This is a genomic window from Frigoribacterium sp. 2355 (assembly GCF_054060695.1).
Window position 1 is genome coordinate 243148 of sequence record NZ_JBSSDL010000002.1, and the last position, 22371, is coordinate 265518.

Consider the following 22371-nt stretch of genomic DNA (forward strand, 5'->3'; position numbering starts at 1 on the left):
TCGCCGTCACCCCGACAAGGCGCGGTGCCCGTCGGTCAGACGTCGCGTCGCTTCACGAGCGCGAGCGCCAGACCGAAGAGCACGACGACCCAGCCGACGAGCACCAGCAGGGCGCTCCACGGCTCGAGGACGAGGGCCCCGTCGGGGCTCGGCAGGGCCATGGCCGACTGGCCGGAGACGACGTAGTCGTAGAGCCGGGCGGCGGCGTTCGGCGGGATGATCTCGGCCAGTGTGTAGACCCAGGCGGCGTCGACGAACGCCGTGAAGATCTGCACGATGATCGGCAGCACGAAGACCAGGCCGACCGAGGCCGCGATGGCGCCGGCGCCGTTGCGGATGATCGCCCCGAGCGAGAAGGCGATCATGCCGATGAAGGCGATCGAGGCCGCGGCTCCGACCACGCTGCGCCAGAGGGCACCGTCGCCGAAGTCGACCGTGATGTCGTTCGACGGCAGGATCGCGCTGTTGATCAGCAGGGTCAGGACGAGGGCGACCAGCGACACCACGAAGAGCGTGAGCGCGACGACGACGAGCTTGGCGACGACCGCGGGCAGGCGTTTGGGCACCGTGGAGAAGGTCGACCGGATCATGCCCGTGCCGAATTCACCGGTGATGACGAGAGCGCCCAGGATCGACGCGACGAGCTGGCCGAACACCACGCCGACCGAGACGGACTGCGCGACGATCTGCTGTTGTTGCTCGGTGCTGGCCTCGCCGGCCTGGAACAGGCCCGCGCTCAAGGCGAAGAGGGCACCGAAGCCGACGATGATGACGACCATGATCGCCAGGCACCACCAGGTCGAGCGCAGCGTGCGCAGTTTGATGACCTCGCTGCGCAGCACGCCGCCGAAGGTGAGCTTCGAGGTCGGGCGCACGGGTCGATCGCGGTGACGGGTGGGGGTCGTGGTGGTCATCGGGTCGCTCCCTGGGGGGTCTGCGTGTCGGGGGCGACGTGGCTGCCTCGCGCCGCGCCTCCTGCGTGGTATTCGACGGAGTCCTGCGTGAGGGTCATGTACGCGTCCTCGAGCGAGCGGACCAGCGGGGTGAGCTCGTGCAGCACGACGCCGGACGAGGCGGCGAGGTCGCCGACCCGCTCGGCGGTGATGCCGCGCAACTCGACCACGCCGGGTTCGACGGCCGTGACGGCGACGTCCGGCCCCTGCAGCAGCGAGACGAGGTGGTCCGCGTGCGGGCTGCGGACGCGCACGGCGTCGCCCGACGCCTGCGAGATGACGTCCGAGATGGGGGAGTCGGCGAGCACCTTGCCGCGCCCGAGCACGATGAGGTGGTCGGCGGTCTGGGCCATCTCGCTCATCAGGTGCGACGAGAGGAACACGGTGCGACCCTCGCTCGCGAGGAAGCGGGCCAGGGTGCGCACCCAGACGACGCCCTCGGGGTCGAGGCCGTTGACGGGCTCGTCGAGGATGACGGTGGCCGGGTCGCCGAGCAGCGCGGCGGCGATGCCGAGGCGCTGGCCCATGCCGAGCGAGAACCCGCCGACGCGCTTCTTCGCGACCGACTCGAGGCCGGTCAGGGCGATCACCTCGTCGACGCGCTTCTTGCCGATGCCGTGCGTGGCGCCCATGGCGAGCAGGTGGTCGTGGGCGCTGCGACCGGTGTGCACGGCCTTGGCGTCGAGCAGGACGCCGACCTCGTGCAGGGGGGCCGCGTGGTCGGCGAACCGCTTGCCGTTGACCGTGACGCTGCCGCTGGTGGGGCGGTCGAGCCCGACGATCATGCGCATGGTGGTGGACTTGCCGGCGCCGTTCGGGCCGAGGAACCCGGTGACGAGACCGGGTCGGACCGTGAAGGTGGCGTCGTCGAGCGCGCGCTTGTCTCCGTAGATCTTGGTGAGGTTCCGGGCTTCGATCATCGCGTGCGTCCTGTCGTCGGCATGCTGAGGGGTGTCCGCATCGCCCCAGGCTAGGGGCGCGGTGCGCCCGGGGGCATCCCCCGCCCGGCCGAGACCGGTGGATGCGCGAGTGGTCCGCTCGGTGGACGCCACGTCCCGGGGTCGACCCGTTACAGTCGTCCCTCGTGATCGCCGACACCCTGCTCGCCGCCCTGCCCGCCTCCACCGGCGGGGGGTTCGTCCTGTTCAACCCGGACGAGCTGCTGCCCGCCCTGGGGCCCTGGGCCCTCGCCGGCATCTCGCTGATGGTCTTCATCGAGTCGGGCGTGCTGTTCCCGTTCCTGCCCGGCGACTCCCTGCTCTTCACCGCCGGCGTGCTGCACGAGGCGCTGGGGCTGCAGGTCTGGGTGATCGCCCTCTGCGCCTTCGTCGCCGCGGTCCTCGGCGACCAGGTGGGCTACTTCCTCGGCAACCGCTTCGGCCGACGCCTGTTCAAGGACGACGCACGCATCCTGAAGACGGCCTACCTCGAGCGTGCGGAGGCCTTCTTCGCGAAGTACGGCGGCACGAGCCTGATCCTCGGTCGGTTCGTCCCGATCGTCCGCACCTACGTCCCGCTGGCCGCGGGGACCGCGGGCTACCGGTACCGCAGGTTCCTGCTCTTCAACGTGACCGGCGCCTTCCTCTGGGCCGTGGGCATGACGGTGCTCGGCTCGCTGCTCGGCGGCATCCCGTTCATCCGCGACCACATCGACGTGCTGGCGGTCGTGCTCGTCGTGCTGTCGGTCGTGCCCATCGCCCTGCACGCCCTGCTCGCCTGGCGCCGGTCGCGGCGTGAGGCGGCCCTCACCGAGCTGCGGACCGCGGACGTCGGCGACGACGCGGGCACCGGTCCGGGCTCGGCCGGCCGTCCCGAGTGACCGGTACGCCGCTCGGTTCGGTCGAGGACCTCGTCGCCCGAGCCCTGGCGGTCCACGCCCGGACGCAGGAGGCGCGGCGCGGCTCCTCCGCGGGCCTCGCGTCCCCCGGCGGTCCCGCCCCGACGTCCGTCCGCACCCTGATCGGCGTCGCCGGCGAGCCCGGCGGCGGCAAGAGCACCGTCGCCGCGGCCGTCGTCGAGGGGCTCACGCGGGTCGGGGTGAGGGCCGTGGTCGTGCCGATGGACGGGTTCCACCTCGCGGGCGCCACCCTGGCCCGGCTCGGCCGCCTCGACCGCAAGGGCGCGATCGACACCTTCGACGCCGACGGCTACCTCGCCCTGCTCGAGCGGCTGCGGTCCCGGTCGAGGACGGTGTGGGCACCCGAGTACGTCCGGGGCGTCGAGGAGTCGATCGGCGGCGCGGTCGAGGTCGATCCGTCCGTCGAGGTCGTGGTCAGCGAGGGGAACTACCTGCTGGCCGAGCTCACGCCCTGGCCCGCGGTGCGCTCGACGTTCGACGAGGTGTGGTTCGTCGACACCCCGGCCGAGCGGCGACGGCGCTGGCTCGTCGCCCGTCACGTCCGCTTCGGCATGACGCCCGGAGCCGCCGAGGCCTGGGCCGCGGGTCCCGACGAGGCGAACGCCCGGCTCGTGCGGGCCACCCGCGCCCGGGCCGACGTCGTCGTGGACGCCGGTCGCCTCTGGCCCGACGCCTGACCGACCGCCGGTGTCGGGGGTCCACCGTAGGGTTGACGATCATGCGCCTGTTGTTGATCCGCCACGGTCAGACCCCCGACAACGTCGAGGGCGTCCTCGGCACCGTCGCGCCCGGCGTCGGGCTCACCGACCTCGGTCGACGGCAGGCCGAGGCTCTGCCCGCCGCCCTCGCCGACGAGACGATCGGTGCCCTCGCCGTCAGCACGCTCGTGCGGACGCAGCTCACCGTGGCTCCTCTGGCCGCCGCCCGGGGCCTCGCGCCGACGGCGCTCGACGGGTTGCGCGAGGTGAAGGCGGGCGACCTCGAAGGCCGACACGACACCGAGGCGGTCACGGCCTACATCGGCTGCGTCTTCTCCTGGGCGTCGGGCGACCTCGACGTCCGGGTGCCCGGTTCCGAGGACGGGCACGAGTTCTACGCGCGGTACGACGCCGGGTTGGCCGACCTGATCGCCGGGGCCGAGGGCGACGGGCACGAGACGGTCGCGGCCGTCAGTCACGGTGCGGCCATCCGGGCCTGGGTCGGCTCGCGGGCGGTCAACGCCGACGACGAGTTCATCCGTCAGCACCTGCTCGAGAACACGGGGGTCGTCACCCTCGAGGGCAGCATCGAGGCCGGCTGGCGCCTGCAGACCTGGCAGGGCCTGCCCGTCGGCGGGGCCGAGCTGCTCGACCTCGAGGCGGCGGACCCCACCGGCGAGTCCTACTGAAGCCCGACCCCAGGCCCGATCCGGTGCCCGACCCGAGGCCGGATTCCAGGCCCGACCCGTCGACCACCTGTCGCGCCTAGGCGCGCAGGCGCTCCACGCCGTCGCGGCTAGGCGAGCAGGCGCTCCACGGCCGGGCCGCCGAACTTGCCCTCGGGGTCGATCTCGCGCACGAGGTCGGCGAAATCCGCCAGTCTCGGGTAGGCCGCGACGATCGCCGCGTGCGGCAGGGCCGACAGCTTGCCCCAGTGGGGGCGCGGGGTGAACGGGGCCAGCGCCTCCTCGACCCGGGGGATCGAGGCCGCGACCTCGGCGGGGTGCTTCTTCCAGGTGAAGGCGATGCCCAGGCTGTCCTGTGGTGTCGGGCTCAACCAGAGCGGGTCGCCCGCGACGGTGCGGGTCTCGCAGGTGTGCAGGTGCGGGCGCAGCTCGTCGCCGAGGCGTCGTACGGCGCGGAGGGCGGCCGCACCGTCCTCGAGGGCGACGAAGTGTTCGCTCTGCAGTTCGGAACCCACCGACGGGGTGGCGTCGATGCGGAAATGCGGCAACCGGTCGGCCCACGACCCCACGCTGCCGTCCATCGGCGTCGACTTCGTGCCGGTGACCTCCGCGTGCTCGTCGACGGGGGCGGGGCGGGCGCCCCACAGGTCACGGGGCATCGACACGTCGGCGAGGCCCTCGGGCACGCGCGACTTGACCAGCACCTCGCGGATGCGGTGGTCGAACTCGTGGAAGAAGCTGACGCTGTACCCGGCTCCCATGACGTCCATGAGGTGGTCGTCGACGCTCGACCAGGGCAGGTCGACGTAGGTGTCCTGTCGCATGCGGAACCCGGGCTGGACGTCGAGGGTCACCCTGACCACCACGCCGAGGGCGCCCAGGGCCACGACGCTGCCGTCGAAGCCCGGCTGCCCACGACGCACGGTCCGGAGCGACCCGTCGGGCCCGACGATCTCGAGGGCCGACACCGCGCTGGACAGGCTCCCGAGGCCGAGTCCTGAGCCGTGGGTGCCGGTCGCGATCGCTCCACCCACCGAGATGTGCGGCAGCGAGCCCATGTTCAGCAGGGCGAGTCCGTGTCGGTCGAGGTGCTGCGCGACGACGGCGTAGTTCGTGCCGGCCCCGACGGTGACGCCGTGGCCGTCGTCCGAGATCACCGGGTCGGCGGGCAACGCCGTGGTCGAGACCAACAGCCCCGGTCCGTCGGCCACGTCGCTGAAGGAGTGGCGCGTGCCCAGGGCCCGGATGCGCGGGGCCCCGGCGACCAGCTCGCTCAGCTCGTCGATCGTGGTCGGCTGCACGACCCGGGTCGCCCCGTAGCTGAAGCTGTCGGCCCAGTTGCGCTCGTCGCGTCGGGGTGGCCGGAGGGTCTCGTGCGTCGTCGTCACCGGTCGAGTCTCGCACGCGTCCCCGGCGGGCCCGGCGCCCGGTGTCGCACGCGTCACCGCCGCGCCCGGCGTCCCCGACGCCCTGCGGCTCAGGCGGCGATGCCCTCCTCGTCCTCGCGGACGGCCACGCGCTCGTTCGCGAGCCGGGTGCGGCGCACGCTCCAGAGGTGGGTGAGTCCGGCGAGGGCGAGCCCCGCGGCCAGCCAGAGTGCGAGCGTCAGACCGGCCCGGCCCCATCCCTGGCCGGGGAAGTACACGATCGACTGCGTGGCGTGCAGCCAGGCCGAGCCGTTCCAGAAGGCACCCAACGCGCCGAAGAAGGGCGGTACGAGCTGCGACGAGAAGACTCCGCCCGAGCTGGTGAAGTTCAGCATGACGAAGAGCATGGTCAGGGCCGGCGTCGTCCAGTGGCGGAGCAGGGGGTGCAGGCCGATGCCGATCACGACGACGGCGGTCACGTACAACCAGCTGACGAGGGCGACGCCCCAGAGGCCGGTCGTGACGATGCCGTAGACGGGGCCGACCACGACGGTGCCGATCGCCGCGATCACGGCCGCCGTGACGACCCCGGCGAGGAGGCGCGAGCCGAGTCCCAGCCGGGCGCTCGCCGCCGAGATGGCTGCGGCACTCGCGTACGCGCCGACGCTCAGGGCGACGAGCAGGAAGAACAGGCCCTGTCCGGTCGGGTCGCCCTCGCCGCTCGGGACGACGTCGTCGACCTTCAAGGGCAGCCCGAGTCGGTAGGCGACCGGACCGAACACCTTCTGCAGGACGCTCGCGGTCGTGTCCGACGCCGCGGACGAGACGTACAGCGTCGCGTCGGTGGCGCCCACCTCGAACGCACCCGAGATCTCGCGGTCGGTGATGAGCCTGCGTGCCGCGTCGGCGTCGGCGACGGTGCGCACGTCGAGGGCGTCCGGGTCGGCGTCGTTGAGCTGCTGGGCGAAGACCTCGCTCTGGGCCGAGCTGCCCACGACGGCGACGGGCACGTGGTGCGGGGTCGGGTGGCCGAAGGCGCCGAGGTAGGCGAGGGCCATGCCGGTGGCCAGGAAGAGCGGGATGAGCACGTGCAGGCCGAGGGACCGCCAGGCCGCGGCGTCGGGACGCGGGCGGCGCGCGGTCGTGGGCCCGGCGTGCTGGTGAGCCCGGTGGAGGCGCGGGTCGGGTCGGTCGTCCCGCCCCCGGAGCGCGTCGGCGCGGAACGGGTCGTGGTCGGGGCGCGCGCCGTCGTCCGGGCGGTGCAGGGTCAGGTCGGTGGTCGTCACGGGGCTCCTCGTGGTCGGGGGCGCCGTTGCCCGTCGGTCTACAGTTGCATTATGCAACACAAGCGACCCCCTCGGTGTTCCCGACCACCCGCCGTTAGGCTGACCCCGTGACGGACCAGCGGGGGCAGCGAGGAATCGACACGGTCTACTCGGAGCTCGAGACCGTGTCCCGACGGGCCGTCGCCCGTGCCCGGCACAAGAGTGCCCCGCTGTCGTTCGTCGAGCACTCGCTCGTCACCTTCATCGCCACCCACCCCGGCTGCCGCGCCACCGACATCGCCGCCGACTTCGGGCTGAACCGCTCGACCGTCTCGCGCCAGCTCGGCGGACTCGTCGAGCTGGGCCTGGTCGAGCCCGGCGCAGGGGCCGCGGTCGAGGGCCGCCGCGGCCAGGCGCTCACGCTGACCGCCCGTGGTCGTGACCTGCTCGCCCGATCGGTCGACGCCAACCGGTCCGCACTGGCCGACCGGCTCGAGGGATGGACGGCCGCCGAGGTCGACGCGCTCGCCGCGGCGCTCCACCGTCTGAACTCGGCCTTCGTCGACTGACCCGCCTGGCGGCTCGGCGCCCGTGCCCGGTGCCGGGTGCCCGATGGCCGGCCCGGCCCGGCCCGGCCCGGCCCGGCGATGCCCGTCGCCGTGGGCGACGGGTGTCGCCGACCCGCGTCTCCTCGTCGATCGGGGTACAGATCGTGTGACGGATGTGACTGGAGTCATGTCGTGAAACCCCCTGTGAACCCCTGACTGGGGACATGCCGATGACGAGAAACCCTGAGGTGCGGGTTTACCCTTCCCGGTTCCGCCCGTAGGCTGAGCGGGTTCCCCACCCCCGACGACCGTCGATCCGGCGCGTCCAGCGGGCTCAGGACCGACCACAGATAGGTGCTCCTCCGTGACTTCGCCCGTGTCCCTGCCCCGCCGTCAGGGCGTCGCCGCCGCCGTGGCGACGGTGCTGCTCAGCCTCACGCTCGTCGCGTCGGGCGCGGTGCTCGGGGGCTCGCCCGCACAGGCCGCCTCGTACCCGACGTGGGACGACGTCCAGGCGGCCCGGTCGAGCGAGTCGGCGAAGGCATCCGAGGTCAGCCGCATCCAGGGGCTGCTCGACCAGCTCGCGAGCGACGCCACCACCGCCCAGGCCGAGGCCGAACGTCTCGGTGCCGAGTTCGAGCAGGCCCAGGCCGACGCCGACGCCGGTGCCGCCAAGCTCGCCGAACTGCAGTCGCAGGCCGACGAGAAGGCTGCGGTGGCCGACGCCAGCGAACAGCGCGCCGGTCAGGTCTCGGCCCAGCTCGCCCGCACCGGTGGCGGTGACGTCTCGTCGCAGCTCGTGGGCGACACCGAGCAGGCCGACGACCTGCTGTACCGACTCGGCGCGATGAGCAAGCTCACCGAGCAGACCGACGGCATCCGTCAGCAGGCCGTGAACGACCGCAACGTGGCCCAGTCGCTGTCCGACCAGGCCAAGGTCGCCTCGGACGCGCTCGTGAAGTTGCAGGGAGCCGCCCAGGTCTCGATGGACGAGGCCCAGGCCGCGTCCGACGCCGCCGCGGCCGCCGTCGCCGCCCAGCAGGAGAACGAGTCGCGCCTCCAGGGCCAGCTCGCCGTGCTGCAAGACCAGAGCCTGCAGACCGAGGCCGACTACGCCACCGGCGTCGAGGTCGCGCGTCAGGCCGAAGAGGCCCGCAAGGCCGCCGCTGCCGCCGAGGCCGCCCGCCAGGCCGAGGCGCTCCGTCAGCAGCGCGCCGCGGCTGCCGCGGCCGCCGCTGCCCGACCCTCGACGCCCTCCGCACCCGCGCCCGCCCCGTCCGCCGGCGGCGGTTCGTCCGGCGGTGGCGGTGCCTCGAGCGGCTCGGGCTGGGTGCGCCCCAGCGCCGGGTACATGTCGAGCGGCTACGGCATGCGCGTGAACCCCGTGACCGGCGTGTACCGCATGCACGACGGCATCGACCTGGCCCCCGGCTGCAACAGCCCGATCTACGCGGCGACCTCCGGGACGGTCACCTTCGCGGGCCTGACCGGCGGCTACGGCAACTACATCCAGGTCAGTCACGGCGGCGGCGTCTCGACCGCGTACGGCCACATCGTCAACGGGGGCATCAAGGTGTCCCGCGGGCAGAGCGTCGTCGCGGGCCAGTTGATCGCGCTCGTCGGTTCGACCGGCAACTCGACCGGCTGCCACCTCCACTTCGAGACCCGCGTCGGCGGCGCCTCGACCAACCCCGTGCCGTTCATGGCCGCGCGGGGCGTGCGACTCTAGGCACCCCACGAGGGGGCAGAATCGTCTGGTGACGAACACCGCTCCCTCCGCCCTGCCCCCGCTGCATCTCGAACGCGTCGCCTTCGACGATCCCCGTGCCGTCGCCCTGCGCGACGCCATGGACGCCGAGATGACCGTCCGCTACCACCGAGACGTCGTCGAACCCGTCGACGTCGTCGAGGCCCGGAACGCCGCCCTCACGGTGCACCCGTCGAACGTGCTGGCCACCGTGCTGGTGGTCGTCGACGACGGTGCCGACGGCGGCACGCCCGTCGGCCACGCCCTCGTGCAGAGCCGGGACGGCGAATGGGAGGTCAAGCGGGTGGTCGTCGCGGACGGTCAGCGTGGCCGCGGCATCGGCCGGCTGCTGATGGCCGAGCTCGAGGCGGTCGCCCGAGAGGGCGGTGCCCGCCGACTCATCCTGCAGACCGGGGACCGTCAGCCCGACGCCGTCGCCCTCTACGAGAAGATCGGCTTCACCCGCATCCCGACCTACGAGCCCTACGTCACGACCATCCCGCAGTCGATCTGCTTCGAGAAGCCGATCGTCTGACGTCCGGCGGCCGACGCCCCCCGAGGAGGCGCGGGTCGACACGACGACGGAGGCGCGCCCCGGTCGCGTGACCGGGGCGCGCCTCCTGCGTTCCGTGGGCGGGCGCGTCCGTACGGGCCTTCCGTCCGAGGCCGCCCGTCGCCGGCGGAGCCGCCCGAGGTCGCGGACTAGAGGCCGGCGGTCGAGCGGATCCAGGTCGCGCTCTGCGACAGCACGGCGTAGTTCGAGCCGGCGCGGGTGTTCGCGCCCGGGTCGGCCTCGTCGCCGGTGGAGCAGACGGCCACGATCTGGCCGCCCACGATCAGCGGGCCACCCGAGTCGCCGTGGTTCGCCGCGCCGGTGGTGCCGGTCAGGTGCTGTGCGGCCCCGCCGTAGGCGTCGGTGCTGCGGCCGGTCAGGCCCACCGTCGCCTGGTACAGGCCGTCGGACTGCACCGAGTTCGCGCGCAGGCCGTAGCCCATGATCGTGCCGCTGCCCGACGACGTCGCCTGGAACCCGAGGTTCAGCGTCGGGTAGCTGCCGAGCGCCTTCGGCTGGCCGAGGTGCACGAGCGCGATGTCGCCCGCGGGGGCGGCGGCGACGCGGTCGACGGCGATCGCGGTGCCCGGGTTCGTCGTGCTGTTCGAGTGGTACACCTGCATCGAGGTGACGCCGTCGATGCAGTGGCGGGCGGTCAGCACCCAGCTGGCGTTGATCTGCTCGCCGGTGCAGGCGTAGCTGGCGGTGCCGCCGGTCCGGAAGACCAGCTGCACGGCCCACGGCGTCGTGGGAGCCTTCTCGCCGCCGACGACGTCCGTCGACCGGATGGTGTCGACGGGCCCGGCGGCGGCGGCCGAGGTCGAGACCCCGAGCGATCCGACGACGAGGGCTGCGGCGGTGAGGGCGGCGGCGACGGAGGTCTTCATGTGGTTCCCCTTGCTTCGTGTGGTGCGTGTCGGATGGTGCCTGCCGGGCGGTCCGGTGATCGACCGACCGGGTGGATCGGACACGTGCCGCCTGGGTCGAGCTTCCGCCTGGCCCTCGTTCGGGGGCAAGTCGGCACTCTGGCCGACTTGACGGCGTGTGTTGCGCGTGGCAACAGCGCCGGTGCTCGCGAGGGATGGGGGCGGACGGGTAGCGTGTGCGGGTGATCACGCGACGAGACGCCGCCCTGCGACTGGACATCCCGCTCGAGATGGCCAAGCGCCACGGCCTGCCGCCGAAGATGACGGTCGACGAACTCGTCGCGATCGAGCGGACGCCGCCGGCCTGGCTGGTGCAGTCCCGGGCGAACCGCACGGGCAAGCCGGTCTGGGTCGAACTGGAGTGCGTCGTCTGCGGCTACCACGAGGCGGCCCGCCCCAAGAAGTGGTGGCCCGAGTACACCTACCTCAGCTGCGACGACCACGGTGCGGACGAGTTGCCCGAGCCCGAGCCGGGCGTCGTGCGCGCCGAGGTCGACGGCGTCGGCACCCGCTTCGTCGCCATCGTCGACGTCGCCCCCTGACCCGACTGCCTGCCCGGGAGGCGCGCGCCGCGTCGGTCAGACCGTGTACTGCACCGAGACGGGCGGCTCGAGCCCGGCGAGCAGGTGCACGTACGCCTGGCGGGCGTCCTCGACGAGCAGTTGCCGCTGGATGTGTTGGTCGTGCCAGACGACCAGGTCGTCGGGCGTGACGTCGTCGACGTCGTCGGCCACGAGGTAGGTGAACGCGTAGGCGCTGCCGCCGTCGTCGAGGGTGCGACGGTAACCGAGGGTCTGACGGCTCAGGGTGTCGACGAAGACCTCCCAGCCGGGGTCGCTCGCGTCCGGCAGGGTGACGTCGACCACGGGGTGGGCGGCGCCGACGGCGGGGGAGGCGAGTCTCGTCCCGAGGGTGGCCGTCCGCATCGTCGTGGCGGCGGGCCCGGCCGCCGCGAGGTCGACCGGGTCGGAGTCGTCGGGCACCGGACGGCCCCTGACCGGGCCCGAGTCGGGCGAACCCGCGGCCGCAGGGGCTGCCGCCCGGGCCGCAGCGGAGGCGCCGGCCAGCGACGCCTCGGGAGAGCTCGTGTCGACGCCTCGGACCACGTCGTGGTCGACCCGGGCGACGGCACGCGCGAGGGCGCCGTCGAACAGCTGCAACCGTCGCGCCGTCGCCCGCAACCAGGCCTCGAGGGCGTCTCGTTCGTCGGACGAGAAGGGCTCGGGCTCGAAAGAGTGCACGGCGAAGGACGCCGCCTCGACCGACCACTCCCACGCGAGCACGACGCGGAGGAGTGCCGACCGTTGGGGCATCAGGGCGAGCGTCCCCTGGCGCAGCCCGGGTGAGAAGTGCAGTTCGGGTTCGTCGAGCAGGTGCCGGACGCCGCGGGCCGCACCGGTCGAGGTGGTCGGCACCAGGAAGTCCACCCGGACCTCTCGCCAGGGTGTGGCCCGGACCGGCGGGGCGTCCTCGTCACGCAGCACCGTCAGGCTGCGCGGCATCTCGGGCGGCAGGGGTGACGGGGCGTCTGTGGGGTCGACGGGATCTCGGTCGTTCGGTGCCATGGCCCGAGAATGCTGGCACGGCCCGATGCGAGCCGCCTGGACGAGCCGGGGTCGCGTCGCCTGGCGGTCAGAACGACAGCTGATCGACCGACGTGAGCGGCACCCACCCCGCGCGGATGCCGTCCGGCGGCTCGATCGTGGGCACGGGCCGGAGCGTGTCGGCCTCGGCGAGTTGGGCGAGGTCGAAACCGGTCATCTCGGCGATGTCGCGGACGGGCACCTGGTAGGTGCGGTACGGCCCGAGGGGCGGCGGGTCGCCCTGCTCGTGCGCGCGGGCGAAGGCCGCCTCGAGGTCGACGCCGTCGAGTTCGGGGGACTGGTCGAGCAGGTACGCCGCGCTGCGCAGCGAACCACCGTCGGAGGTCGTCCAGGCCGCGACCTTGAAGAACCGACGGGGCAGGCGGATGCCGCGGTAGGGCGCGTCGTCGTCGAGCAGCACGGGCGCCGTGAAGACCGTCAGCCGCTGCCGATGCGTGGAGGCGTACTGCAGCACCTGGTCCTCGAGGCCGAGCCACAGTTCTTTCGACTGGTTGAACTCGGCGGCCTGGGGTGCGGCGTTGGTGAAGCTGAAGGTGTCGACGTTCGCCGAGGCCGCGACGGCCCGCTCGCCCCAGACCGGGTCGCGCCGACGCACGAGGTGCCCCCGGTCGAGGTCGTTCGAGGCGTACACCTCGGGACCCGTCTGTTCGTCGTCGGGCACGCGCTCGTCGAGGTGCCAGTCGTCGCCCCGGCCGAGGTCGACCAGCGACGACCCGTCGATGTTGACGGCCGTCAGGGCGGCCAACCGCCGGACGGGGTCGAGCAGCACCGTGAAGTGGACGTAGGGCAGCTCGCGGACGGTGGCGTGGACGGCCGGCAGGGGCACGCCGACCGTGAGGAAGGACGGGTCGTACCCCGCCTGCGCGAGGTCGGCGGTGCTCGCGGTGGTGGGGTCGTCTGCGGTGCTCATGTGCGCCTCCGGCGGGGTCGTCGTGCTCGTGGCCCCATCATGCCGACGGCCCCCGACATCGGTCCGGCCGCCACCGGAGGACGGCCCGCCGGGGCTCGGTCGGCCGAGCCTCGGTCGGCCAGGGCTCAGTCGGCCAGGATCGTGTAGAGCGCGCGGCGTGCCTCGTCGAGCTTGGCGGTGGCGGCGGCCCGCTGGGCGTCGCTGCCGTCGTGGTGGAACTGCTTGACGACGCCCATGAGCTTCATGAGGCTGGTCTGGAACTCGCGGTCGGTGTCGCTCGCGTCGTCCGCCGTGGCGGCCCAGGCCTTCTCGATCTCGTCGGCGTGTTCGGCCACGTAGGCCCGGCCCGCGTCGGTCAGCGTGAAGACGCTCTTGGTCGCGGCCTCGTCGGACGAGATGAGCTCTTCGTCGACGAGTTGCTGCAGCGTGGGGTAGACCGAGCCGGGGCTGGGCTTCCACGTGCCGTCGGTGCGCTCGGCGATCGCCTTGATCAGGCCGTAGCCGTTCGACGGGGCGTCGGACAGCAGCGAGAGGATCGCGAGGCGCACGTCGCCGCGTCGTGCCCGGCCGCGTCCTCCGCGGCCCGGTCCGAAGCCGCCGGGACCGAAGCCCGGGCCGCCGGGGCCGAAGCCGGGGCCGAAGCCGCCGAAGCCCGGACCGGGGCGGAACCCGCGGCCGAACGGACGGCCGAAGCGGCCGTGACCCTCGCCGCGGCCCATCGGGTCGTGCCGGGCGTCGGGGGAGTCGTGGTGCCGGCGACGGGGGTCGCCGTGGTTCTCGGTGGTGAAGTCGGTACCCATGGGGTACTCCTCTCGGGTCGGGGGGGAAGAGATCTAAGTCGCGACGTCCTGTCGCGATGTGTCAAAGATATGTCGTTGACTATCGTCTGTCAACGGTCCGGCAGACATCCGGGCAGAAAGAAAGGAGGCGCGTCCCGAGTGGGACGCGCCTCCTTCCGTCGAGCCGTCAGTTCGCGGCTTGCACCCCGAACGCCGAGGCGAGCTTCTCGATCTTCTGGGCCCGGCCCAGGCGGGGCAGGTCGCTGCCGTCGCGGATGACCCGGCCGCGTCCCTCGAAGTCGGCGAGGAAGTCCTGGGCCCAGGCGACGTCGGACGGCGTGGGGCTGATGACCTCGTTGATCACGGGTAGCTGCTCGACGTCGAGGCAGAGCTTGCCGGTGAGGCCGAGGGCGACCGCGACCCCGGACTGCTCGCGCAGGACGGGGTGGCTGCTGCCCACCGTCGGGCCGTCGATCGGGCCGGGCAGCCCGCCGATGCGGCTCGCCACGACGAGGCGTGAGCGGGGGTAGGCCATGGCCAGGTCGTCGGCGCTCGTGCCGGTGTCGCGGCGGTAGTCGCCGCTTCCGAACGCGAGGCGGAACGCCCCGCGGGCCTTGGCGATGGCGGGGCTCTCCTCGATGCCGAGGGCCGACTCGACGAGCGCGAGCACCGGCACCGCGCCTCCGAGTCGGTCGAAGGTCTCGGTGACGTGTTCGGGCGCCTCGGTCTTGGCGAGCATGACGCCGTGCAGTCCGGGCAGGCCCATCAGGGCGTCGACGTCGTCGGACCAGAAGTCCGTCGAGCGGTCGTTGATGCGCACCCAGGCCTCGCCGCCGCCCGTGAGCCAGGCGACGACGTCGTCGCGTGCGGCGGGCTTGCGGGCCGGGTCGACCGCGTCCTCGATGTCGAGGACGATCTGGTCGGCGCGGGACGCCTGGGCCGAGTCGAAACGGTCGGGGGCGGTGCCCGGCACGAGCAGCCACGAACGGGCGATGTCGGCCTTCGGTCGCGTACGGGCGGCCGCCGCGGCCCGGCGGCCCGTCGCCGCGGAGTCGGTCGCGCCGGAGGCCGTCGCGGTCGGGTCGGAGGGGGTCTGGCTGGTGTCGGTCATGACGTCGTCGTCCTTCGTCGCTCGGCGGTCCGGTCCACGCTACCGGCTCGTCCGCGCCCGTGAGTCCCGCGGGCGCGGGCGGGGGCTCCCGGCCCGGGGTGCCGTTCGGGCGTAACGTTCAGGCGGATCACAGATCCAGGGAACGACCCCACCGACAGGAGTGAGCCATGACCGACGCGAACGATCCGCGGCGCGACCGCCCCGACCACGAGGGACGCGATCCCCAGTACGGCGACACGAACGACGCCCCGCGGTCCGACGAGACCGGCGAGACGGTCGAGCCGACCGAGGTGCCGTACGGCTCCGAGGTCCCGACCCAGCAGCCCCCGGCCGTCGACTTCGGCGGCGACGCCCCGACGCAGCAGCAGCCCGCCGTCGACTTCGGGTCCGACGCCCCGACGCAGCAGGCCCCCGTCGCCGACGCCGAGGACCGCCCGGTCGTCGCCGAGGCCCCCGCGACCACCGACGCGTCCGGCCCGGAGGCCCACGAGGCTCCCGCGTCGTCCGACGAGGAGGCGCTGCCCGATTCGGTGCCCGCGGAGTACGTCCCCGGCGACACGGCGTCCGACCAGCGCGCCGACGCCGACGCGTCGACCGACGCCGACCGCCGCGACACGGAGGTCCTCTCGGAGTCCGACCGCGACGCGGCCTCGACCGGCCGTCCCACCGAGGCGGTGCCCATGGTGGCGCCGACCGAGCCCGCCCAGCGGGCCTGGTCCGCCTCCTCGGACGGCACGCGCCGTCCGTTGCACGACGACGAGGCCCTCCGTGCGGCCGAGGCCGCCCGCGCCGGCGAGCCCGCCACCGGCGACCGAGGGGACGACACGGCCACCGCGGCGTCCGCGACCGCGGCGACCGGCGCCTCCTCGGCCTCGCACGACGGGTGGGTCGACGACCGCTCGGACGCTGAACGCGACGCCACCGACCGCGCCGCGGCCGAGCGTCAGCCCTCGTTCGGTCAGGACGCCCCCACCGCCGTCGCGCCCACCGCGGCGGCAGCCGGAGGCGCGGCCGCAGGAGCCGCCGCGGGTCGCGACACCGGCTCCCACGCCTACCCCCTCGTCAAGGACTCGGGAATCGACCACGTGTCGGTGCGCCGTGAGCTGCTCGCCCAGCAGAAAGAGGAGTTCGGCGGCATCCGCTTCGGCGCCGGCCTGCTCGGCTGGTTCGCCGCGACGGGCTTCGGCCTCGTCATGATCACGATCTTCGGCGGCGTCCTCGCGGCCTGGGGCGGGGTCGCCTCCGGTTCGACCGCCATGACCGACCTGCGCAGCTTCACGACCGACAACGCCGACGTGCTCGCGCTGACCTCGGGCATCGTGGTGCTCGCGATCATCTTCTTCGGGTACCTCATCGGTGGCTACACGGCGTCGCGCATCGCCCGCTTCAGCGGCTTCAAGCAAGGGCTCGCGACCTGGCTCTGGGGTCTGGTCATCACGATCGTCCTGGCGATCGTCGTCGGCGTCGTCGGCACCCAGACCGGAGACTCGTCGTCGCCGAACCCGTTCGTGCCGTCGATGGACGACCTGCAGTCGTCGTCCCTCGCCGGTCTCATCGGCCTCGGCCTCGTCGTCGTCCTGAGCTTCGCCGGTGCCGTCCTCGGTGGCCTGCTGGGTCAGCGGTACCACCGCAAGGTCGACCGCTTTTTCTCCGAAGAGGACTGAGCGCCGCGAGGGGGCGTCCCGGCCGGGTCGCCCCCTCGCCCCATCCGACGCGGCCCGGGCGTCGAACACCGATCAACCCCACCGGGCAGCACAGACAAGGACCATTCATGCGCACCCCCTTCCGTTCCTCCCTCGGTCGAGGCGTCCTCGGCGTCGTCGCCACCGGAGCCCTCGTGTTCTCGCTCGCGGCCTGCGCCTCGACCTCGGACTCCGAGAGCAACAACACGGCCCCGACGCACCCCGTCAACCAGACCCGTGAACCCGGCCCCGGCGAGAGCATGCTGCCCGAGGCGTCCATCCCGGATCTGTCGAACGGCGTCGACACGCAGGTCGCCGTGGACGCGTTCTTCGTCGAGGCCCTCACGAGCCTGGGCCTGACCCCCGGCGTCGTGGGCACCGCGACCTTCACCGACGGCACGTTCGCGTTCCCGATCACGGGCGGCAACGTCGACTACTACGGTCCCGACAGCGACGTGCGGCCCTACGTCCAGGGCGAGATCGACCACGACGGCTCCGGCCTGTCGCTGACCGCCGCCGACGGCACCGTCGTCGAACTCACCGACTTCCGCATCGACCCGGGTGAGAGCAAGCTCTACGGCACCGTGACCGCCAACGGCACCGTCGCCGCCGAAGACGCCTACCTCTTCAACCTCTGGGGTGGCACGCTCAAGCCCCTCGAGGTCGTCGACGGCAACGCCGTGCTCGAGGGCACGACGGTCCACGTCAGCCCTGCCGCCGCGTCGCTGCTGAACGAGACCTTCGGGACCGATGCCGTCCAGGACGAGATGCTCGTCGGCATCGCGAAGATCACCGCCGCCACCGAGTGACACCCCCGCTCGACCGATCGGGCACGTAGCCGATCACCGAGAAGAACCCCGTTCGCGAAGAAGAACCCCGATCAATCGTGGTTCGTCTTCGTGAACGGGGTTCTCGGCGTCCGGGCGCGGCGTTCGGTGTGCGGGCGCGGCGTTCGGTGTGCGGGCGCGGCGTTCGGTGTGCGGGCGCGGCGTGCGGCTTGCGGGCGAGTTACGGAGGCCTCACACCAAGGTTTCGGGACCCCGAAACCTTGCTAGGGTCGAGGCATGAGCTCGTCCGACACCCGCCGTGCCGACGCCGACCGACCCCGTGACGGCCGTGCCCCGCAGGTCGTGCACGCCCGACCGCGCGGCACCCTGCTCGGCCCGGCGTTCGTCGCCGCGATCGCGTACGTCGACCCCGGCAACGTCGCCGCCAACCTCACGGCCGGGGCGGCGTACCAGTACACGCTCCTCTGGGTGCTCGTCCTCGCGAACGCCATCGCGGTGCTCGTCCAGTACCTGTCGGCGAAGCTCGGCATCGTCACGGGTCGGTCGCTGCCCGAGGTGATGGGCACGCGCCTCCGTCGTCGGCCCCTCCGGCTGGCGTACTGGGGTCAGGCCGAGCTGGTGGCGGCCGCGACCGACGTCGCCGAGATCATCGGGGGAGCCCTCGCGCTCCAGCTGCTCTTCGGGGTGCCGCTGGTCGTCGGGGGTCTGATCACCGGCCTCGTCTCGCTCGGCCTGCTGCTGCTCACGAGGTACCGCAGCGGGCGGGTGTTCCAGACCGTCGTCATCGCCCTGCTCGCCGTCCTCACGCTCGGCTTCTGCGCGGGGCTGCTCTTCGCCCCGCCGTCGGCCGGAGGCATGCTCGCCGGTCTCGTGCCCCGCTTCGAGGACAGCACGGCGGTGCTGCTCGCCGCGTCGATGCTCGGCGCGACGGTCATGCCGCACGCGGTCTACCTGCACTCCGCGCTCACCCGCGACCACCACGGCGTCGTGGCCGAGGGGGCGGACCGTGCCCGCGTGCTGAAGGCCACCCGGTGGGACGTCGTGCTGGCGTTGCTCGTCGCCGGCGGCGTCAACATCGCCATGCTCGTGCTCGCGGCCTCGACCCTGTCGGGTCAGGACGGCACCGACACGATCCCCGGGGCCCAGCGGGCCATCGCGGCGGCGCTCGGGCCGGTGATCGGCGTCCTGTTCGCCGTCGGCCTCCTCGCGTCGGGTCTCGCGTCCACGTCGATCGGGGCGATGGCGGGCGCCGAGATCATGAAGGGCCTGCTGCACGTGCAGGTGCCGCTCATGGTGCGCCGAGTCGTCACGTTGATCCCGGCCCTCGTGCTGCTCGCGACGGGCATCAGCCCGACGTGGTTGCTCGTGCTCAGCCAGGTCGTGCTGAGCTTCGGCATCGCCTTCGCCCTCGTGCCCCTCGTCGTCGCGACGAGCGACCGGTCGCTCATGGGCACGGGCGTCAACGCCGTCGGGACGCGGATCGCCGGTTGGGTGGCCGTGGTCGTCGTCGTGGCCCTCAACCTCGTGCTGATCGGGCTGACCGTCTCGGGGGCGTGAGGGGCGGCGGCGAGGCGACCCGCGCCTCCTGCGTTCCCGACCCGACCCGACCCGCCGCGGCCCTGCCCGGCGCGGCCGAGACGAGCCGCACCGTCAGCGGTCGGCGCCGCCGGTGGTGGGTTCGATGTGCGGGCCGTCGTCGGGGTCGGCGCCGGCCGCGGCCTTCTCGGCCTGGCGACGGTCGAACGCCGCCTGCATCGACTCGGCGTGGTCCGTCTTGGCCTTCGCGAGGGCCTCGTCGTCGCCGCGCATGGTCGCCGCGGTCGAACGCAGGCGCGCCCCCACGGCCTTCACGAAGTCGGCCGGGCTGGGGCTGAAGTCGTCGCTCTCGTCGCCGTCCCCCGCGTCGACGTAGTGGTGCAGCTCGACGCCCTCGTCGTGTCGGATCGGCTGCTGGGCGTGCTCGACGCAGAGCTTGGCGACCTCTTCGGCGTGGGCGTGCATGACGGAGTGGGCGGCCCCGGGCATCTCCCACAGGCGGGACGCGGGCAGCAGTTCGCCGACGCGGCGCACCCACTCGCGCGGGGCGACGGCGTCGTGCTCGCCCCGGATGACCAGGGTGTCGGCGGCGATCTGCGGCAGGTGCCGCTCGATCGGGTAGGTCATCATCTTCGGCAGGATGCGGGAGAACCAACGCACCCCGCAGAGCACGTAGGCGCTCAGGGCCAGGAACTTCACCCGGCCGGGCTCGTGCCAGGCGGCCCGGGCGAACCGCACCGCCTGCTCGAGCACGTGACGATGGGCCGGATCGATCACCGGCCCGATCAGCACGACGGTCGACAGGTCGGGTCGGCGCGCGGCGAGGTCGACGACGATCTGCGTGCCCATCGAGTGCCCGACGACGACCGGGTCGTGGAGTCCCAGTTCGTCGATGGCGGTGCCGACGAGGTCGGCGTACTCGCGGATGCTCAGGGCGTGACCCGGGTGCGGCACCCCGGCGAAGCCCGGCAGGTCGAGGGCGTGCACGGGGCCGAACTCGTTGAGGTTCGGCGCGAGGCGCTCGAAGTAGTCGGACGAGACTCCGATGCCCGGCACGAGGACGAACGGACGCTCGCCGGTGTCGCCGATCGTGTTGACCCGCACGTAGAGGTCGCCCCGCTCGACGCGACGCACGGTGACGGTCGTGTCGACGTCCCCCGCTCGCCAGGCGTCGCGGGCGGCCGCACGCCGTGGCGAACCGGCGTGGCGACGTCGAGGGGTCATCGGATCAGTGTGGCACGGTGGGCTCGGAGCCCGGGACGGTGGCGCGGGCGGGGTCCCCGGTGGCAGGCTGACCCCGCCGGGTCCCGCCCCGGCGCACCGTCCGCGGCCCACCCGCCTCGACCCACCCGCCTCGACGAGAGAAGAGTCATCGTGCCCGCTGCCGACATCGTCCGGACCGTCACCCTCGCCGCGCCTCCCGCCGTGGTCTTCGACGCCGTCACCACGGGCACCGGCGGGTGGCTCTGGCCCGGTGAGGTCGAACCCCGGGTGGGAGGCGCGGCCGGGCCGGGTGCGGTGGTCACGGCCTGGCGACCGGGTCGCCACTACGCCAACCGCATGGAGGGCGAGGGCGGCTGGTTCAACGAGCTCGACTTCGCCCTCGCGGCAGGCGACGACACCGAGGAGGCGACCCGGCTGACCTACCGGCACTCGAGCGTCTTCGACGAGGGGCAGGTGCCCGGCGTCGAGGAGCACACCGACTTCTACCTGCACACCCTCGCCGAGTACGTCGCGTGGTTCACGGGCCGGGAGGCCACGTTCACGAGCGTCGACGCCCCGGAGTCGTCGCGGGCGGCGGGATCGGCCGCCCGGGTGCTGCAGGCCCTCGACCTGGCCGACGACGTCGAGGTCGGTGACGCCGTCGTCGTCGACCTGCCCGGCGTCGGTCCGGTCGCCGCGGGACTCTCGTACCGCACGGCGTCGTTCGTGGGGCTGCGGACCGCGAGCGCGCTCGTCCGCATCTTCGGGCGGGAGGCCTGGGGGGCCGGGGTGAGCGTCAGCGTCCACGACTTCGCCGACGGGACCGACGCCGCCGCGACCGGATCGGCCTGGCAGAGGTGGCTCGACGACCTGTTCTCGTGAGCCGCGCCTCCTCGTCCCCACGGAGGGGGGACCGGGCCGTCCGGTGAGGGCGCGGTGCGGTCAGGCGGAGGCCACGACGACGTCGAGGGCGCGGAGGTTGCGCCGCAGGATCAGCGAGAGGGCGAGTGCGGACGCCGGCCCGGCGGCCCGCATCCACCACGCGGCGGGGAGCCAGACGACGCGGATGTCGAGGGTGACGCGGTCGTCGTCGTGGTGGTGCACGCGGTAGCTCTCCCAGCCGCGCTGGGGGTATCCGACCAGGGCGGCGTGTCCGAAGCCGATCTCGGTGGCGGACCGGACGACGGCGAACACCCGGCAGGCGACCGGTGGGCGCACGGGGCCGAGGGTCACGCCCCAGACGCTCGTCGCACCGACGGCCACGCGGACGGGCACCTCGAGGGGCACGAAGCCCGAGCCGCGGTGCACCTGCCAGTGCAGCACGGCGTCCCCTGCGGCCTCGAAGGCTGACTGGCCGTGGCCGATCACCCGACTGCGCGTCGTCACGTGGAATCCGGTCGGCGGCGGACCGTCGAGGGTGGGCTCGCCCTCGAAGGCGTAGCCGTCGCCGAACCGGGCGCGGTACGGGTGTGACGTCATGGGTCGACCCTGCCACGTGAGGACGCCGGGTCGGGGCATGATCGGACGGTGACCGACGCGACCGCCCCGACGCCGACCCCTCCGACGGCCTTCCTGATCCTGCACGGCTGGCAGAACCATCGTCCCGAGGGGCACTGGCAGCGCTGGCTCGCCGGCGAGCTCGAGGCCCGCGGACACGTGGTGCGCTACCCGCAGCTGCCCGACGCCGACGAGCCCACGCCCGCCGCCTGGGACGCCGCGGTGCGACACGAACGGGCCGCCCTGCCCGCGGGCCGTCCGGTGACGGTGCTGTGCCACAGCCTCTCGTGCCTGCTCTGGTTGAGGCTGCAGGCCGGCGTCGCGCCTCCGTCCGCCGACCGGGTGGCGCTGGTCGCGCCTCCGTCGCCCGAGCTGATCGCCGGCCAGCCGATCCACGCGTTCGTGGCCGGGGAGCTGTTCGACGGGCGGCGCCTCGCGCTCGGGGGCGACGACGAGTCGGTCGTCGTCGCCGGGGACGACGACGAGTGGCTGCCGCTCGGCCCGGTCGACACCTGGGAGGCGCGGGTCGACGCCCCGGTCGTCGTCGTGCCCCGAGGCGGTCACCTCACCCCCGACTCGGGCTACGGCGAGTGGCCGGCGGTCCTGGCCTGGGCGCTCGGGGCGCCTGCGGCGGAGGCCTTCGGCTGATCCGCCGTGCGC

The 22371-nt window shown here is 73.3% G+C and carries 23 protein-coding genes; 12 read left to right on the forward strand and 11 right to left on the reverse strand.

Annotation, left to right across the window (positions count from 1 at the left end; translation table 11 throughout):
• Positions 1–35: 35 nt before the first annotated feature.
• Together ACVJ1F_RS03965 and ACVJ1F_RS03970 are read right to left on the reverse strand one after the other, a co-directional pair.
• Positions 36–914 (reverse strand): ABC transporter permease subunit, encoded by an 879-nt coding sequence (locus ACVJ1F_RS03965; RefSeq protein ID WP_456884830.1) that lies wholly within the window; start codon positions 912–914, stop codon positions 36–38.
• Positions 911–1873 carry an ABC transporter ATP-binding protein gene (locus ACVJ1F_RS03970; protein WP_043593111.1) on the reverse strand — a complete coding sequence of 321 codons (963 nt, stop codon included), beginning with the start codon at positions 1871–1873 and terminating at the stop codon, positions 911–913. The genes ACVJ1F_RS03965 and ACVJ1F_RS03970 overlap by 4 nt, the downstream gene beginning before the upstream one ends.
• Positions 1874–2037: 164 nt before the next feature.
• Here ACVJ1F_RS03970 and ACVJ1F_RS03975 point away from each other — a divergent pair, with 164 nt between their 5' ends.
• Genes ACVJ1F_RS03975 through ACVJ1F_RS03985 form a run of 3 tightly spaced genes read left to right on the forward strand, consistent with a single transcriptional unit; the run spans position 2038 to position 4198 of the window.
• Positions 2038–2772, forward strand: coding sequence for a DedA family protein (locus ACVJ1F_RS03975; protein ID WP_236556936.1), 735 nt, complete (start codon positions 2038–2040; stop codon positions 2770–2772).
• Positions 2769–3488 carry a nucleoside/nucleotide kinase family protein gene (locus tag ACVJ1F_RS03980; RefSeq protein WP_456884833.1) on the forward strand — a complete coding sequence of 240 codons (720 nt, stop codon included), beginning with the start codon at positions 2769–2771 and terminating at the stop codon, positions 3486–3488. Before ACVJ1F_RS03975 ends, ACVJ1F_RS03980 begins: the two co-directional genes overlap by 4 nt.
• 41 nt (positions 3489–3529) lie before the next feature.
• The gene (locus ACVJ1F_RS03985) at positions 3530–4198 is read left to right on the forward strand and encodes a histidine phosphatase family protein (protein ID WP_456884834.1); all 669 of its coding nucleotides are present in this window, start codon (positions 3530–3532) and stop codon (positions 4196–4198) included.
• A gap of 107 nt (positions 4199–4305) precedes the next feature.
• Here the strand turns inward: ACVJ1F_RS03985 and ACVJ1F_RS03990 are convergent, their stop codons facing one another.
• Complete coding sequence (locus ACVJ1F_RS03990) at positions 4306–5583, reverse strand: FAD-binding protein (RefSeq protein ID WP_456884835.1); 1278 nt, start codon at positions 5581–5583, stop codon at positions 4306–4308.
• 89 nt (positions 5584–5672) lie between these two features.
• A complete protein-coding gene (locus ACVJ1F_RS03995) occupies positions 5673–6848 on the reverse strand; it encodes an ABC transporter permease (protein WP_285063059.1) in 1176 nt (391 codons plus the stop codon).
• Positions 6849–6955: 107 nt separating this feature from the next.
• Here ACVJ1F_RS03995 and ACVJ1F_RS04000 point away from each other — a divergent pair, with 107 nt between their 5' ends.
• From ACVJ1F_RS04000 to ACVJ1F_RS04010, 3 genes are all read left to right on the forward strand, one after another.
• On the forward strand, positions 6956–7396 hold the full coding sequence (locus ACVJ1F_RS04000; RefSeq protein ID WP_123570572.1) for a MarR family winged helix-turn-helix transcriptional regulator: 441 nt from the start codon (positions 6956–6958) through the stop codon (positions 7394–7396).
• 343 nt (positions 7397–7739) lie between these two features.
• Entirely contained in the window at positions 7740–9104 is a 1365-nt protein-coding gene (locus ACVJ1F_RS04005) for a peptidoglycan DD-metalloendopeptidase family protein (RefSeq protein ID WP_148053639.1), read from the forward strand.
• Positions 9105–9132: 28 nt separating this feature from the next.
• Complete coding sequence (locus ACVJ1F_RS04010) at positions 9133–9657, forward strand: GNAT family N-acetyltransferase (protein ID WP_456884836.1); 525 nt, start codon at positions 9133–9135, stop codon at positions 9655–9657.
• A 167-nt stretch (positions 9658–9824) separates the two neighbouring features.
• Here the strand turns inward: ACVJ1F_RS04010 and ACVJ1F_RS04015 are convergent, their stop codons facing one another.
• Positions 9825–10562 carry a S1 family peptidase gene (locus tag ACVJ1F_RS04015; RefSeq protein WP_456884837.1) on the reverse strand — a complete coding sequence of 246 codons (738 nt, stop codon included), beginning with the start codon at positions 10560–10562 and terminating at the stop codon, positions 9825–9827.
• Between the two features lie 221 nt (positions 10563–10783).
• On the opposite strand from ACVJ1F_RS04015, the gene ACVJ1F_RS04020 reads away from it, so the two are divergent.
• Complete coding sequence (locus tag ACVJ1F_RS04020) at positions 10784–11143, forward strand: hypothetical protein (protein WP_056046678.1); 360 nt, start codon at positions 10784–10786, stop codon at positions 11141–11143.
• A gap of 36 nt (positions 11144–11179) precedes the next feature.
• Here ACVJ1F_RS04020 and ACVJ1F_RS04025 read toward each other — a convergent pair whose 3' ends face one another.
• From ACVJ1F_RS04025 to ACVJ1F_RS04040, 4 genes are all read right to left on the reverse strand, one after another.
• Entirely contained in the window at positions 11180–12166 is a 987-nt protein-coding gene (locus ACVJ1F_RS04025; protein WP_456884838.1) for a hypothetical protein, read from the reverse strand.
• 67 nt (positions 12167–12233) lie between these two features.
• On the reverse strand, positions 12234–13115 hold the full coding sequence (locus tag ACVJ1F_RS04030) for a DNA/RNA non-specific endonuclease (RefSeq protein ID WP_456884839.1): 882 nt from the start codon (positions 13113–13115) through the stop codon (positions 12234–12236).
• Positions 13116–13240: 125 nt separating this feature from the next.
• Complete coding sequence (locus ACVJ1F_RS04035) at positions 13241–13915, reverse strand: PadR family transcriptional regulator (RefSeq protein WP_456884841.1); 675 nt, start codon at positions 13913–13915, stop codon at positions 13241–13243.
• Between the two features lie 166 nt (positions 13916–14081).
• The gene (locus ACVJ1F_RS04040; protein WP_082460322.1) at positions 14082–15005 is read right to left on the reverse strand and encodes an HpcH/HpaI aldolase/citrate lyase family protein; all 924 of its coding nucleotides are present in this window, start codon (positions 15003–15005) and stop codon (positions 14082–14084) included.
• A 167-nt stretch (positions 15006–15172) separates the two neighbouring features.
• Here ACVJ1F_RS04040 and ACVJ1F_RS04045 point away from each other — a divergent pair, with 167 nt between their 5' ends.
• From ACVJ1F_RS04045 to ACVJ1F_RS04055, 3 genes are all read left to right on the forward strand, one after another.
• On the forward strand, positions 15173–16669 hold the full coding sequence (locus tag ACVJ1F_RS04045; RefSeq protein ID WP_456884842.1) for a hypothetical protein: 1497 nt from the start codon (positions 15173–15175) through the stop codon (positions 16667–16669).
• A gap of 107 nt (positions 16670–16776) precedes the next feature.
• Positions 16777–17496 (forward strand): hypothetical protein, encoded by a 720-nt coding sequence (locus ACVJ1F_RS04050; RefSeq protein ID WP_456884843.1) that lies wholly within the window; start codon positions 16777–16779, stop codon positions 17494–17496.
• Between the two features lie 255 nt (positions 17497–17751).
• Entirely contained in the window at positions 17752–19032 is a 1281-nt protein-coding gene (locus ACVJ1F_RS04055) for an Nramp family divalent metal transporter (RefSeq protein WP_056046670.1), read from the forward strand.
• A 93-nt stretch (positions 19033–19125) separates the two neighbouring features.
• Here ACVJ1F_RS04055 and ACVJ1F_RS04060 read toward each other — a convergent pair whose 3' ends face one another.
• Positions 19126–20235, reverse strand: coding sequence for an alpha/beta fold hydrolase (locus ACVJ1F_RS04060; RefSeq protein WP_456884845.1), 1110 nt, complete (start codon positions 20233–20235; stop codon positions 19126–19128).
• Between the two features lie 150 nt (positions 20236–20385).
• Between ACVJ1F_RS04060 and ACVJ1F_RS04065 the strand changes: the two genes are divergently transcribed.
• Positions 20386–21096: an SRPBCC family protein gene (locus tag ACVJ1F_RS04065; RefSeq protein ID WP_456884847.1), complete on the forward strand. Its 711-nt coding sequence runs from the start codon at positions 20386–20388 to the stop codon at positions 21094–21096.
• Between the two features lie 60 nt (positions 21097–21156).
• On the opposite strand, the gene ACVJ1F_RS04070 is transcribed toward ACVJ1F_RS04065, so the two are convergent.
• Positions 21157–21693, reverse strand: coding sequence for a DUF1990 family protein (locus ACVJ1F_RS04070; protein ID WP_456884848.1), 537 nt, complete (start codon positions 21691–21693; stop codon positions 21157–21159).
• A 48-nt stretch (positions 21694–21741) separates the two neighbouring features.
• On the opposite strand from ACVJ1F_RS04070, the gene ACVJ1F_RS04075 reads away from it, so the two are divergent.
• A complete protein-coding gene (locus ACVJ1F_RS04075; protein WP_456884849.1) occupies positions 21742–22359 on the forward strand; it encodes an RBBP9/YdeN family alpha/beta hydrolase in 618 nt (205 codons plus the stop codon).
• Positions 22360–22371: the final 12 nt, after the last annotated feature.